This window comes from Nostoc sp. DSM 114159 (assembly GCF_053470285.1).
This window is the reverse complement of record NZ_JBPFEH010000001.1, coordinates 2437626-2451811: the sequence shown is the minus strand read 5'-3', so window position 1 is coordinate 2451811 and position 14186 is coordinate 2437626. Positions and strand designations below refer to the sequence as shown.

General features: G+C 39.4%; 12 protein-coding genes and 1 pseudogene. 8 read left to right on the top strand and 5 right to left on the bottom strand.

The annotated features are described in order from the left end of the window. Positions 1–11 precede the first annotated feature (11 nt). Together ACR5KR_RS10095 and ACR5KR_RS10090 are read left to right on the top strand one after the other, a co-directional pair. A complete protein-coding gene (locus ACR5KR_RS10095; protein WP_448266413.1) occupies positions 12–521 on the top strand; it encodes a TniQ family protein in 510 nt (169 codons plus the stop codon). A 63-nt stretch (positions 522–584) separates the two neighbouring features. Continuing rightward, on the top strand, positions 585–710 hold the full coding sequence (locus ACR5KR_RS10090) for a hypothetical protein (protein WP_448266411.1): 126 nt from the start codon (positions 585–587) through the stop codon (positions 708–710). 246 nt (positions 711–956) lie between these two features. Here the strand turns inward: ACR5KR_RS10090 and ACR5KR_RS10085 are convergent, their stop codons facing one another. The 3 genes and pseudogenes from ACR5KR_RS10085 to ACR5KR_RS10075 form a co-directional block, all read right to left on the bottom strand. Then, positions 957–1199, bottom strand: coding sequence for a hypothetical protein (locus tag ACR5KR_RS10085; protein WP_448266410.1), 243 nt, complete (start codon positions 1197–1199; stop codon positions 957–959). 148 nt (positions 1200–1347) lie between these two features. Beyond that, positions 1348–1910 (bottom strand): annotated as a pseudogene (locus ACR5KR_RS10080) (IS66 family transposase); the annotation flags it as partial. Then, entirely contained in the window at positions 1909–5451 is a 3543-nt protein-coding gene (locus tag ACR5KR_RS10075) for an nSTAND1 domain-containing NTPase (protein ID WP_448266408.1), read from the bottom strand. The pseudogene ACR5KR_RS10080 and the gene ACR5KR_RS10075, both read right to left, overlap by 2 nt. Before the next feature lie 73 nt (positions 5452–5524). On the opposite strand from ACR5KR_RS10075, the gene ACR5KR_RS10070 reads away from it, so the two are divergent. Continuing rightward, entirely contained in the window at positions 5525–6004 is a 480-nt protein-coding gene (locus ACR5KR_RS10070) for a hypothetical protein (protein ID WP_448266407.1), read from the top strand. Positions 6005–6322: 318 nt separating this feature from the next. Beyond that, on the top strand, positions 6323–7747 hold the full coding sequence (locus tag ACR5KR_RS10065; protein WP_448266406.1) for a hypothetical protein: 1425 nt from the start codon (positions 6323–6325) through the stop codon (positions 7745–7747). Positions 7748–8180: 433 nt separating this feature from the next. Here the strand turns inward: ACR5KR_RS10065 and ACR5KR_RS10060 are convergent, their stop codons facing one another. Further along, positions 8181–8333, bottom strand: coding sequence for a hypothetical protein (locus tag ACR5KR_RS10060; protein WP_448266404.1), 153 nt, complete (start codon positions 8331–8333; stop codon positions 8181–8183). A 352-nt stretch (positions 8334–8685) separates the two neighbouring features. Here ACR5KR_RS10060 and ACR5KR_RS10055 point away from each other — a divergent pair, with 352 nt between their 5' ends. The 3 genes from ACR5KR_RS10055 (at position 8686) to ACR5KR_RS10045 (ending at position 11632) form a co-directional block, all read left to right on the top strand. Further along, entirely contained in the window at positions 8686–9375 is a 690-nt protein-coding gene (locus ACR5KR_RS10055; RefSeq protein ID WP_448266403.1) for a hypothetical protein, read from the top strand. After that, positions 9372–10592, top strand: a complete 1221-nt coding sequence (locus ACR5KR_RS10050) for a helix-turn-helix domain-containing protein (protein WP_448266401.1) — start codon at positions 9372–9374, stop codon at positions 10590–10592. The genes ACR5KR_RS10055 and ACR5KR_RS10050 overlap by 4 nt, the downstream gene beginning before the upstream one ends. Before the next feature lie 161 nt (positions 10593–10753). Next, positions 10754–11632, top strand: coding sequence for a DUF6731 family protein (locus tag ACR5KR_RS10045; protein WP_448266399.1), 879 nt, complete (start codon positions 10754–10756; stop codon positions 11630–11632). A gap of 66 nt (positions 11633–11698) precedes the next feature. Here ACR5KR_RS10045 and ACR5KR_RS10040 read toward each other — a convergent pair whose 3' ends face one another. Beyond that, positions 11699–12151: a hypothetical protein gene (locus ACR5KR_RS10040; RefSeq protein ID WP_448266397.1), complete on the bottom strand. Its 453-nt coding sequence runs from the start codon at positions 12149–12151 to the stop codon at positions 11699–11701. A 458-nt stretch (positions 12152–12609) separates the two neighbouring features. Here ACR5KR_RS10040 and ACR5KR_RS10035 point away from each other — a divergent pair, with 458 nt between their 5' ends. After that, positions 12610–13752: an IS4 family transposase gene (locus ACR5KR_RS10035; protein ID WP_448266395.1), complete on the top strand. Its 1143-nt coding sequence runs from the start codon at positions 12610–12612 to the stop codon at positions 13750–13752. Positions 13753–14186: the final 434 nt, after the last annotated feature.

Genomic DNA, 14186 nt, shown 5'->3' with positions numbered 1-14186 from the left:
TATAAACTCAGATGTCAAACGAAATCTATAATTTTGAAACTTGGATAAACACAGTTGAACCATTACCAGGGGAAAGTATAAGTCACTTTTTAGGTCGCTTTGAAAGGGCTAATTTGCTGAGTGGGTATCAAATTGGTAAGGAAGCCGGAGTCGGTGCGATAGTAACAAGATGGAAAAAACTTTACCTCAATCCATTCCCAACTCAACAAGAATTAGAGGCATTAGCAAAGTTTGTTGAGGTGGAAGTTGAAAAACTCACAGAAACTTTGCCTTTAAAGGGTATCACGATGAAGCCCCGACCAATTAAATTATGTGCTGCTTGCTACGCAGAACAACCTTGTCATCGAATTGAGTGGCAGTATAAGGAGAAAATGAAGTGCGATCGCCACCAGTTGGGTTTATTAACAAAATGTACTAACTGTGAGACACCATTTCCAATCCCTGCTGATTGGGAGCTAGGGGAATGCACCCATTGTTCCCTGCCTTTTGCAAAGATGGCAAGGCGTCAAAAATCTCGCTAAGAAATGCCATCGACCCTTTTATGTAATATCAACTAAAGAGCGATCGCACGATAAGAATTTCGCTTGAATCCGTCTCCTTCTCAGCAGCAATTGGAGGCATTAGCTAAGGTTATAGAGGTTGATGCTGATAGGTTAAAGCAGATGTTATTACCTGCTGGTGTAGGGATGAGAATTGAGCCTACTCGATGACGTGCTGTTTGTTATGTTGAGTAGCCTTGTCACAAAATTGAGTGCCAGTTTAAGATGACTCAGGGGTGCGATCGCCACAAGTTGCGTTTGCTTTCAGAATGTCCCTTTTGCAAAGAACGTTTTGCTATCCCGGCGTTGTGGGAACAGGGAAAATGTAACAAATGTCATACGCCTTTTAGAAGTATGAAAAAACGGCAAAAAGCTTACTAAGAATTGCGATCGCACTAAAATCAACAGCCCCTTATGTCAAATCTTAAATGGGCATTCCTCTGTAATTGTCAATGTCATGACAGTGAGTTGCAGAAAAACTGAGGTGCGATCGTACTTTGGAGGCGATCGTTTACAAAATGCACATGATTGCGATCGCACTCGAATCAAGAGCTTATTGTGTCTAATTTTGTATGAGCATTCCTCTGTAATTCTCAATGTCATGACAGTGAGTTGAAGAAAAACTGAAGTGCGATCGCTTACACTGGCGATTTTAATCAAAATGCACTACTTGCGAGACTCCATTGCCTATGCCCGCTAATGTGGATGTAGAACGAGAATAATTAACTGAACTGCAAATTGGTACAATCGTCTACCCACCCAAGATAGGCTGAACCCATGCACTTTACTGATTTGTAAGGATTTAGGTCTAATATTGGGGAAGCAAAGAAGGGCGAGGCAGACAATTATTAGAGCCAGCAATTAAAGCTTGTGCAAAAAATTAACAACAGACCTACCTTGATGGCGGCAAGTCTGCACCACCGTCAGCAAATTAGCAGTGTGTTAAAACTGCTCCATCGAACGGGAACCACCACTAACTTTACGTTTTGTCACAGCCAAACGAAGGGAGCGTTCGGCCTGATTGTTATCAGGAGGAACTTCAGGATTGTCAAGGAAATACCACCATTGATGCGCTTTATCACGCAAAGAACGTAAAAGCTTGCCGGCGCTTGCCCTTGCTAAGTCAATCCATTCATCGAGTGTTTGTTGCACCTTGGATTTGAATTTATTGACCACTACGTTGTAACTGGTAGAGTCAAGTGTCTGGAACCATCGTCCATAACTTCTAAAGGCTTCATCAATTAAATCAGCAAACGCTTCACCAATAGCTTGGTCGTGAAGACCAGGAAGTTGAATTAATTTTTTGAAGTGACGGCGTAGATGCGCTAAACATTTTTGTTGGGCAAAAGCTTGATAGCCATTGTAGACACTATTCAACCTTTCGGGGTTTAGATATTGAGGCAGGGCCGCGATACTCCTCCTTAAGCGTTCTCTTTGTCAAGACTCTGCCAGCTGAATCCTTACATTGATTTAATAAACGCTGAATACACTGATTTAATAAACGCTGAATCTCTTCCTTTGTAAAAGGATTTTTACCAGAACGCAGAGCATTAACCCAACCTTGGTGTTGTGCTTTTTGTTGCTCATCATTAGTTGATGTGATAAATGCCTCAAAGTCTTCAATTGCTCCTTGAGTATTTCCTGTCAGCGCCCTAGCAAGACCGCGACTATTTTGACTATTTGTATCTTCAGGCTCAAGTCTCACGGCTTTTTCACAGGCAAACATGACATTTGCCGCATATCCCCTTAAACTTCCAACCCAACAGAGACTATTCCAAGAATCAGTAGATATTTTCAAGTTGGGGTCGAATTTCTGTGCATCTGCGTAGGCTACAAGAGCTTCCTGAACTTTACCATCTTCGAGGAGTTTCTCTCCCTGAATAACTAGAGCAGAGGCAGCTAACTGTTCTACTTCTGTTTTGCTAGGAATAGCGACATTAGAATCCAATTTTCGGGCTTTATCAAACTTAGCTTGAGCAGTTTTAATATCTCCATCTGCTGAAGCTATGGCTTGACCTTGATTAACGAAAAATTGAGCTTTGTCGCTGTTGCTCCAGTTAGCAAGGTCGAGACAGGTTTGTGCTGCGGCTTTTGCATCTTCAGTCTTAGCTTCTAGAAGTGCTGGATGCTCGTGTAAATTATCGCACCCCACTTTTAGCCAGCCTTGCCAACCACCAAGCCACAACCGTAGCGTATTGTCATCACTGCCACTGACAATGTACTGACCATCGGGACTGAAAGCCAGCGCCCTGACAATATCGGTATGACCGTTGAGGGTGTGGAGCAAGTTGCCTTTTTTATCCCACAACCGTAGCGTATTGTCAAAACTGCCACTGACAATGTACTGACCATCGGGACTGAAAGCCAGTGCCGTGACACCTTCTGTATGACCGGAAAAAATATTGCGCTCACGAACAGCGTCTACTGCTTCCAACAAACTAGATTGAACTTCACTCAAAACTTCCTTGAGTTGTGACTTACTTTCATCAGTTGCCTCAATTGCTGAAATTAATTGCTCTACATTTGTTTGTACTGACAGTGAAGATTTAATACTTGTGGCATTTTCACGCAACGTTGCTTCTGTTGCCAGCCTTTGAGATTTTATTCCAAAAATCGTGGAAGCAACTGCTCCTATAGTTAACACCCCTATAAAAGAAGCAACAGCCCCAAACCTTACCCATTTATTTCTCTTATGTTGCTTGCTTTTCTGGACAAATTCCGATGCTAGATGCGACAGTAAACCGAGATCCCCATACTCTTGCAAGTAATTCTCTGCCTCTGCCAATTTTGACCCTGTAAACAGATAATCTTTCGACTTGCTTTTACTTTCCCACTCCTCTGATGCTGCCTCAATCTTGCGCTCAATGCGGATGGCGGCTCGGTTTTCACTCACCCAAGAACGCAGTTTTGGCCAATGGCGAATCAGTGCTTCATGAGCTACATCCACCACTGTCACCGTCTTTTCACTCTCTCCCCGTGCTTGCAGTTCAGATGTCACGACTAATCTGGCATCTGTCAACTTCATTAGCACCTGTTCCACCACTTCTGCCGATTGCTGGGAGTTGACTAAATCTGTTTTAAACACCTGTCTGCGGGTGTCTTCTGTTCCTTCTCCTAACTGGGTTAATTCTATGAATATCCGCTTGGCGGCCAATTGTTCTTCTTTTGAGTCGAGAGCATCATAAACTTCATCCGCCCGTTTTTGTAGCGTGCCTTTGACTCCACCAAGTCTGCTATATTCTGCCAGAGTTAAGCGATTCACCTCTCGCTTACGCCACAATTCCGTTAGGGTATATTGCAACAAAGGTAAGCTACCAGGGCCTTCGACATCCGCTAGCATTTGTTCTACTAGTTCCCGTTGCACCTCTAACCCTACTTGATAAGCTGGCTGGGTAATGGCTTGTGTCAACTCCTTTTTATTCATTGGGGTGACAGTAATCAGATTCTCTTGAATTTTCTGTGCTAATCCTGCATATTCCTGTTCTGCACATTTGCCAAAAAAATCTGCCCGCATCGTCATTACCACCGTCAACAAAGAACTATTTAATGCCCCGAATAAACATTCAAAAAACTCCTGTCGCTCGCCTTCATTTTGACAGAGAGTAAAAACTTCTTCAAATTGGTCAATGACGAGGATGAGACGATGGGAAACTGGGGTTTGCAAGGATAGAGTGTTTGCATCAGGCTCTAGCTCATGTCCTACCGGTACTGATTGCAATGTCGCTTGGACTAATTCAGTTAATCCGCTTGCACCCTTGTTGAGTAATTCTTCTGTCTTTTCTAATTCAGATTTAGGTTTATCTGTCTGTGCTTGAGCATCCTGAACCTGGCGGGGAGTTATGTGATGCCCAAATACTCTAGCTAAACTCTTGAGGGGATGCTCTCCAGGGCGAAAAATCTTGATTACCCATTGGTCACTTCCTCCCAATCTTTTGCCTAACTTCAGTTGATGCAGTAAACCTGCCTTAACTACACTAGACTTACCACTTCCAGAAGCCCCGACAACCGCCAAAAAATTCCCTTGCCTGATATTCTCCAAAAGCGAATCCGTTAAAGCGGTGCGTCCGTAGAAATATTTGGGGTCTGATTCGTCAAATTCAAAAGCTGCTAAACCCTTGTAAGGACATAACTCTGACATTAAAACAGCACGATCAATTTTTTCTTTTTGTCCTGTAAGGATAATTTCTCCGCCAGTGTTGTGAAAAATGGGACGCTGACGGGCGGTTTTTAGCTGCTGCTGAATTAAGTCAACCAAGGAGTAGTTTGTCACCCAGCCTTCAGAATGACTTTCAGGTTTTAGTGCTTCTACTAATGCGCCACTCAAAATCCCATGATTGCCACTCAATTCTTCGTATGCGACTTCAAATCCACGAGAAGCGGCAATTAAACATCTATCCTTTGTCTCAAAACTCCCAGGATCGGCATCATCGAAATTGAATAACTCACCGCTATAACAACAATCTAACCAAACAATTTGCTGACGAACCGGAGAAGATTGTAAAAGTTTGCGTAACCAGTCTAGCGAAAGTCCCCACTGTCCAATCACAGGACAAGTATCGCTGGCAGCCAAAAAGCCTTCTGTGACTCCACCTATATCTTTGCGTAAACCATGACCTGCAAAAAAGAGCAACGCTGTATCAGGAATGCTGCGTCTAGGGGGGTTGAAAAGTTGGACAATAGCCGTTTCTAAATCTTTGAGTGTTACCTGCTGCTGAGGATCGACAAAGCAAGACCCATCCTGATTATAAGCTGCTGGTAAACGCTCGACATGGAATTTACCATAAGTTTCGAGGATTTGGGCTATGGTTTCGGCATCAGTTGCTGGTGCTTTGAGATGTGGGGGGCGATCGCTAGATTTTTCTATCAGGGTAGGATAACGATTAATGCCGATCACCAGTGCTTCTCTTTCCATAACCGCCAATGATATTTGAGTATCAGGTAAACTTAATTAATCATGTACCCAAAAAATTTGAGTAATATTCCTTATGGAAATCACCAATCTTAACAATACTTTATTAGCTCTGTTACTAGCCCTGAAAGATTCAGAAATTCCTCTGAGTGATACGGAACAATCTGACTTATCCCAAGCTGCTGAACAACTTTCTGCTAACCCAAAAGCTTGGGAGGTACTCATCGAACCCCGTTTGTTGGTGATGATTCAAGCTAACGAACCTTTAAATCAACGGTTTCAAGCCGCTAAATCTCAATTAGATAATTTAGGTGATACAATTCCGCTAAATTTACTACCTAGCGAGGCTGAACTAGAACAAGCTGTACCAAAGCAGAAACCTCAACCAATAACCCGCGCAATTCCACAAGTTAGCTCCTCAGACTTGAGAAGCAATGAAATTACTAATATGGCTATCAAGGTTTTGGCAACTCCCAACCCTTCTGAAACTGCTAAAAAATTAAGCAGCTTTGAGCAATTCCAACAATTTTTAAACCAAAATTTTGTACAAAAATAACACTATTCTAATTCATATATATTTGCCTTAGCCGTAGTGCTTAACTTCATTCTCCCTAACCCTCCTAATTCAAAGGCGGGGTTAATTCATACCTTTCCTTGGGGAATTATCAATAGATGACTACACTAATGGCAAAACTTTAGAAAAATTGATTAACCCGATCACCGAGAATCGATTTAAATCGACTTGAGTCATCAGCCAATAGATAAATTTATTGGCTGACTGAGTGAAAAGAAAATAGCCTTTTACTTAAAGGAGAATAATTTTATTTATCTGTGTCTACCATCCAGAACTAAAAATCTAAAATTCTTTCCTTGAATGAGTGACATCATCTATCCCACTATCGACCTCTTTCTCTATGACTTGAAGTATAGTTTAGGCGATACTCCAGAAGAGATTAAGCTGAATCAACAATCTTTTTACAATAAAATTCCTGAATATATTCGTCCATTATTATTAGAAAATGGGCAGGATTTGCAAAGCGAATACGTTCATCTCCTCAAAGATGTATATGCACAGACAAAACATCATAATGAACAATATGAAGGTTATTTCTATCCTGTGCTACTCGGTGATAGTTACGGTTTACTTGTAGAGTGCGCTTTCAAAAATACAACTAATGCTCAACCTGCTAAATGCTTTGCAGATATCAAAGCTGAAATTGAGCGAATATTGAAGGGTCAAACAGCTACTATTGGGCAAACCTGGATGCTCTCTGGCTGGCTACCTTCTTCTCAACCCAAAAGCCAGGAAGAGATTGCTCAAGCTTGCTATCAGGCATTAATGCCTGGTTTAGATTGGGAAGGAGATTTACAAGGTCAAGGACACTTTCTAGAAGCAAATATTTTTGAACTCACCCAAAATAATCAGCATTTTATTATAATTATATATCCCGACGAAGCTACTTCAAACCAATCTGGCAAATTTTATTCTGACTGGATGCGTTTATTTTATTATCGTCATAAAATAGTTTGGGCTTATAGTCAAAGTCGGCTATTAAAACATTCTCTACAAACTTATTTTACTAAAATTAAAGTTGGAAGTAATGCTATTGAACAAGCTACCAGTCAGGGAAGTGAGTTAAATACATTGCATAAAACATTAGTTGATGTGCAAAATACACTTAATGAATATACAATAGACTTAACCATACTTGATTTTCAAGGTGGTACGATTGATATTAATTTAAGCAATTATGAAAAGCGCCTGGGTAGAATTAAACAAAAGTCTCACAAAATCCAATCAAATCAAGAAACAGAAGTTAAGTTTTTAACAGAGTTTAGTAAATTAGTTAAAGACAAATATCGACTACAGATAACTAAAGACTCAGAAAACTTGGAGCGAGGTTTAAAATTACTGTCAGATACCATTAATGCAGTTCGCAGTCGAGTCGAAGTAGAAAAAGCTGAACGCGATCGCAACTTTCAAACTTTCGTAAGCCTTCTAGCTGCGGGATGGACTTTTGGCTCCTTTGTTGCTGCTTTACCAGGGCTAGATAAAGAAAACGACAACCCTGTAAGGTCTAACCTCATCAAAACATTCAAGGTTCAAGTAACCCCAGAAAAGGCAACAAATACACCACAGATAAAAACCACGCAGCCAGCAACAAGTACACAACAGACAACCCCAAAAGAACCTTGGTGGCTAATCCCAGCTACTAAGGGAATATACACTTTCAGTGGATTTATCATCGCTATTTTAGTGCTTTTGCTTTGGCGGCGTTTATGGAAGCGATACCGTTAAGGCATTGACTACAAAAATCGTTTTACTGTTATATAAAAACGAAGCGATAAAATATGCCGGAAAGTCGAACTCAATAACTTCCCAGGAGGGAACGGTTTAATTCATCCTTGTAAAATTTCCAATTTGGCATAATTTTATTCATCAAAGCCACGAAGCGATCGCACTCTAATCAGCAGCCCGTTATGTCAAATATTATATGGGCATTCCTCTGTAATTCTCAATGTAATCACCGTGAGTTGAAGAAAAACTGAAGTGCGATCGCGCATCTGAATGTGGCGATCGCACTTTCCAAGCCAAACTCTATAGCATCAAGCGATCGCTTCATAAATTTGTGTTCCTAGTACCTGCTTCACCAATAAAGTTAAGGTAGTGTATGGTCTTAACTGGTGCAGAGATGGCAGAATATCAAAAGCCGATGCGCGTCTACACCCTTCTACCTCACCAAAAGTTTGCCTTTACTTTTCGCTGCTGCGATCGCACCACTATTTGCAGTAAAAACTTTAATACCTGGGACAGTCACATAATCACCATCATCAGTAATTACTTTTGTGACTCCTGCTTTGTCCATCACATTCAGTATCAGCAAGTCGTAACCGTCAAGTAATTGGGTTTGGAATCTGGTAAGCGCTGCATTGCTTGTTTCTTAGACCTTTTTAGTGAATGGTATGGCTTGGCTAGAGAATTTGGGATTGTAATCGGTAGTCGCAAGGAAGACGATGGCTCCATCTCAGTTCAAGAGAATACTGGTCAGTGGTTCCTCTTTGAGGAGTTTTCCTCGAAATGGACACTTCAGTACTTACGCTCAAAGATGGTGAGATAAGAAGAAATATAATATCGCGTCTAAATTATATTACAAAATATTAAGCTTCAATTGACTAAAATAAGAAAATAAGCCAATTTGGTTTACTAGGATATACGAGTAAACTAATGAGGGGTGTATGGTTGTTTCCTTGCTAGAACAAGCATTTCATGAGTCTTTTTCAAAAGATTGGTGTGTAGCCACGCTTAAAGCCGTCGGAAAAGCTTTTCAAAAATCAAGGGAACATTGCGTTCCACCCCTGTTTGGCCCAGATGAAGCACGCGATCTGAAGTCGCACTATTGCAGAGGAGTATTTGAGACAGAATGGCGGAGATTATCAAACCAATATCCTGGTATAAAAGCAGAAAGCCGACGTAATAAAACCGGAAACTACTCTCATACATACGTTAAGGCAGGAAAGATATTTTTAACTGCGTCTGCCGTCACAAGTCCTGAAAATAAGCCAAGACCTGCATATTTTAGAGATATTTACAACGGAAATGGTCAATTAAAGATTTTTGAACAAAACAATCTTATAGATGAAGCAAATATTTACGCTATTTTACTCTATGGGCCGCCACAATCCGTGTCCCCTGGATTTGTTACGATCGCCTTCCCAAGCAATCACTGGCACTCATACGTTGAACGCATTAACTTATTAGCGCTACATCCAGGTATTATTAGTACAGATGTACCAAAAGCAGATCCGATTGAGGTAGAAGAGCCGATTATTCAACTAATCGGAGTATCACCAGAAGAGAAGATTCAAGAACCACAACAACCTCAAATCCGTCGCTTTGACAAGCAAGTGGGAGAAGAAGGGCGATGAGACCTAGTACACCAGGCTTTATTGGAACAAATTTAAGAAGAGCGAGAAAAGCAAGGAATGTCACGGCTGTATCTCTTGCTGAAGAATTAGGAGTAACAAAGCAAGCAATTTCAAACTACGAGAGTGGGCGGCAAACTCCTAGTCCAGAAATAGCAGAAAAAATCTGTGAAATACTCAATTTCCCTATGTCTTTTTTTCTGCGACAAAAAAAACAAATAGCTGCGGTAGAAACGCCTTATTTCTATCGTTCAATGAGTGCGGCTACAAAATCAGCCCGCGAAATGGCAGAAGAAAAACTTCATTGGTTGTTAGATTTTTTAGCATTAACAGAGATGTTTATAGAATTTCCTTCTGTAAAGTTCCCTGATATTAATCCGCCTGCTGATCCTACTAAAATCTCAAATGAATATATCGAAGAAGCATCTTTTAAAGTACGTCACTATTGGGGACTTGGCGATGGGCCAATCAGTAATTCGGTTTGGTTACTTGAGAATAATGGAGCAATTATTGTTCGACGCTCTTTAGAAGCTGAAACACTTGATGCTTTTTCATTATGGTTTTCAGGGCGGCCATATATAATACTCGGAACAGATAAAAACTGTGCTGTCCGTTCTCGGTTTGATTTAGCCCATGAGTTAGGTCATTTAATACTTCACCGAAATATATCTGATATTTACTTGAATAACCCTAAATATTTCAAGATAATCGAAGAACAAGCTAATAGATTTGCGGGAGCTATTCAATTTCCATATACCTCGTTTAGCAAAGAGGTAATGAAAACAAATTTAGAGATGTTTCGTCTATTAAAACGCCGATGGAAGTTATCTATAGCTATGATGATTAAAAGGGCAGAACACCTTGATTTTTTAACTGAAGAGAAAGCGCAGTCTTTATGGCGTAGTTATACTAGGAGAGGTTGGCGAAATCATGAACCTTTTGATGATGAATTGGAAGTTGAAATACCAAAGCTAGTCAAGAATGCTGTAGACCTTTTAATCAAAGAAGGTATATTAAGTCGCGCAGATATATCAAATGAGTTAAACATTCACCATTTTGATATTGAAGATAGTGCTGGACTACCCATTGGATTCCTCAATCCTCAATCTGGAGAAGTTATTAATTTACGTTCACGATTGACTCAAGAATCTAAAAATGCTGTCGATGGAGAACTAGGCGAAATTATTCAGTTTCCATCTTTAGATAGGTTAAGGAACTAAAGCAAACGGAACAGTAGTAAACCCTACTGTTCCGTTTGTTAGCTTATGGACGGCGCGTGTTGCTGGGCGTGACTCTTAATCTCGGCTCCAAGGGGTTCAACTCCCCTGCCGTCCACAAGTTTGCATACTTATCGTAATACAAATTGACTTTTGTTACTACCATGAACAAGGCTATCAAAGTTGACTTTTTTAAACTGGTAATCTCTGGTAATCAGAATTTATTGTTTGAAGAAATTTTGCAAAAAATACTAAAATTATCCTCTAACCACAGATTTCGGGATATTCAGTTTCAATCTATATCTCTACACAATGCTAGTCTTGGGTGGCAACAGATGTGGGAAGGAGAGATAATCCGTCTACGTATGGATAATATTCCTGTAAAAGGTGATCGTTTAGGTAATATAGAAGACATAACCTTAGCAGATAATGAAGGAATTGGTGAGCTAACAGCTTTCCTTTATAATCCAAGCACTAAAATATTGCTTTTCCAAAACAATCAACATGGTATCTCGCCTGGAGCTTTTGCTAAGTATTTTGAACAAATGAGTGACACCAATAGTTCTATTAACTTAGAGCCAGTTATGCAACTAAATTTTATGGAAAGGCTGGCAAATCTTAAAACTATTAAAGAGCTAGATATTCGTATTGCTGGAATTGATAATATTGATTTTGGAAAAAACGATTCTCTCAAAGATTTTATTGATTTTGCAGATTATCTCCGTGCTCCTAATTTAAAATTACAATTAACATCAGGACGCAAGAGAAATCACTCTTTATCATGTGATAATGTCCTTGAAACAATTAGTAACGTGTTTAAAAATTCTCGTAGTCAGCAAAGTATTAAGCAACTCAAAGTTTATGGGACTAATGAAGATAACGATAGAATTATGATTGATATTCTCAAAGATAGGATGAAGGAAAGCATTGACATTAAAAGCTCAAGCCCTAAAAGGAATGTTCCATACCCAGAAAGACAACAAGCTTTAAGAGACGCTTGGAACTTAAGATCAGATGAGATATTAAAAATGTACAAATCATAAACAAAAAAATAGTAGCAAAGCTTTTTGTGCTAGATTAGCTACTGTTTGTAAAAATATTGCTTATATTTAAATCTTAGTATTCGCAGTTGACTTTAATATATCGGCGAACACATCGATTACTCTATATGAACTCAGTAATGAAGTGATAGAACAAAATATCCATAAAGCAAAAATAGCAGATTGTATTCCCTGCATTGTTTTTAATTCAAAAAAGAGGCATATAAAGCTGAAAATAGCAACTATAAAGCACCATTTTACAGCATCCATGAAATAATTGATTAGACGATTAAAAGCGCCATTTTGCTTTATTTTATCCAAAATATAGCTATTACCAATAGTAAACAGAATTGACATTGCAGTAGCTAAGAATCCTATCGAAATACTACTAATAGTTATTGCAGCAGAAAAAACATCTTTTAACACACTAGGTAAAGCTTTACCTTGTAAGAGTACATATACTAAGATTGCGAGAAAGAATCCGAGTACTATTGGATAAAATTTTTCAGCGTTGCCGTTCATGTTCATATCACCTCAAAGAGACTGCACATGACTGGATTTGATGCCATTCTAGCATTTTATAGTTCATTTGTACTGTTTTTGTCTAAAAACATTAGCTTCTAATATTTTCCGATAGATTCTGCTCATATTTTGTTTTATCTCAATCTTCCTCGACTTTTCTCTGATAGATTCGTAAAGTCCAAAGCAGATTGTGCCAATTTATAGTTGAAAGACAATATCGTTATTGACATATCAACAAAGTAAAAGCACTTTGTCAGCTAAGTTTTTGTGTTTTAGCTTTCAAGGGGCGACAATCGCCGCTAAACCTAGCCAGCTAAAGGTTTGAGAGTGCCAGACCCCTTAAAAAATCTAGGTGCTTATTGAGAATGAACTGTACAGTTATTAAGCAGCTACCTGTAGGGTACAGTTTAATGGTAAAAAAGAACGGTCTCGTAATTTGATTAAGACCGTCATTAAAAATGCTGCCCTCATTCTATCAAAAGTTATTAGAGAAATACCTGAATAAAGCGCAGTTAATCACGCTAAAGATGTTGGTGTGGTTACTCCAAAACCAGAAGCAAGTCAGGATAGAAAGATTAGCCGCGACCCTACCTTTACCTATACAACAAAACAGCCGTAGACGACATTTACAAAGATTTCTAACGCTAAATGCATTGAGTGTAGTCTTGTTGTGGTTTCCTATCATTGAAGCAATAATTAACCAACATTTTAAGGGAGGGTCACAATTAACTATTGCGATGGATAGAACACAGTGGAAAGAAAATAATGTGTTGATGATAAGTGTAATTTACCAAAAGAGAGCGTGGCCTATATATTGGTGCTTATTAGAAAAAGATGGTAGTAGCAATCTAGAAGAACAACAAAAAGTATTACGTCCAGTAATTCGTTTATTAAAAAAGTACAAATTAGTCATTATTGGGGATAGAGAATTTCACAGTGTAGAACTAGCACAGTGGCTCCACAAGCAGAGTATAGGTTTTGTACTCCGTCAAAAAAAGGATACTACTTTTCGAGAGAAAAGACAGAAATTTCAGCCTTTGAGTAGCATTGAGGTTTATCCTGGTGTCCGTCAATTTTACACCAATGTCAAGGTTACTCAAAAACGGGGCTTTGGTCTGTTTAATTTAGGAGTCTACTGGAAAAGAAAGTATAGGGGTAAACAAGAGAAAGATGCTTGGTATTTATTAACTAATTTACCTAACTTAAACACTGCTCTCAAAATATATGCTCAACGTTTTGGGATTGAGGCGATGTTTAAAGATTGTAAAACAGGTGGTTACAATTTAGAAAGTTCTCAAGCCAGTCCTGATAGACTTGTACGAATAATATTCTTAATTGCTTTAGCTATGACTAGTGCTTGGTTACATGGGCAAAGAACTAAATTTCAAAAACAAGGATCATATATTTGTCGCCAAGAAGAAAAAAATAGAACTCAAAAACGTCATAGTAATTTCTGGATAGGTTTATATGGTTTCAATTGGATAGAAGCTTTGCATGGGTGTCAAGCGTGGGTCGAGGAAATGGTCAGTTTCATTCGCAATAAGCAGGCATATTATCAACGAGGTTTAAGGGCTATGACGCTTATACAGCAAGCACTTTAGCTCGATTGTCGCCCCTTGAAGTTTTAGCTAAAGATAAAATAAGATTGTTGATCGACGGGATGACTTTTGGGCTAGCATTTCCAACAAACAGCTAAACGCCAGCTAAACTTTCTTCAACACCTTAAAACCCTGCTAGCCATAAGCACCTTACCTGTTGACATTCTAAAACTGATGATATTTATAAATATAGTCACGATTCGTGAGTAAGTGTGGTACTCAAATCAAGTAGGGTGATAGACATCATTCGCCCAAGGGCTGAATATAGAATCAACGCGCTTAGTGAAAAGCCCTTGGAGCCTCTGGAATACTGTAAAAAATGGGTTGATATGTCCCCTGATGACCGGGGGTACAGAAAAGCCTGCATAGCCTCTCTCACCGAAGCAACTGGGCTAAGTCCAAGGACTATAGGTAATTGGGGTTCCAACTTTGAGAAA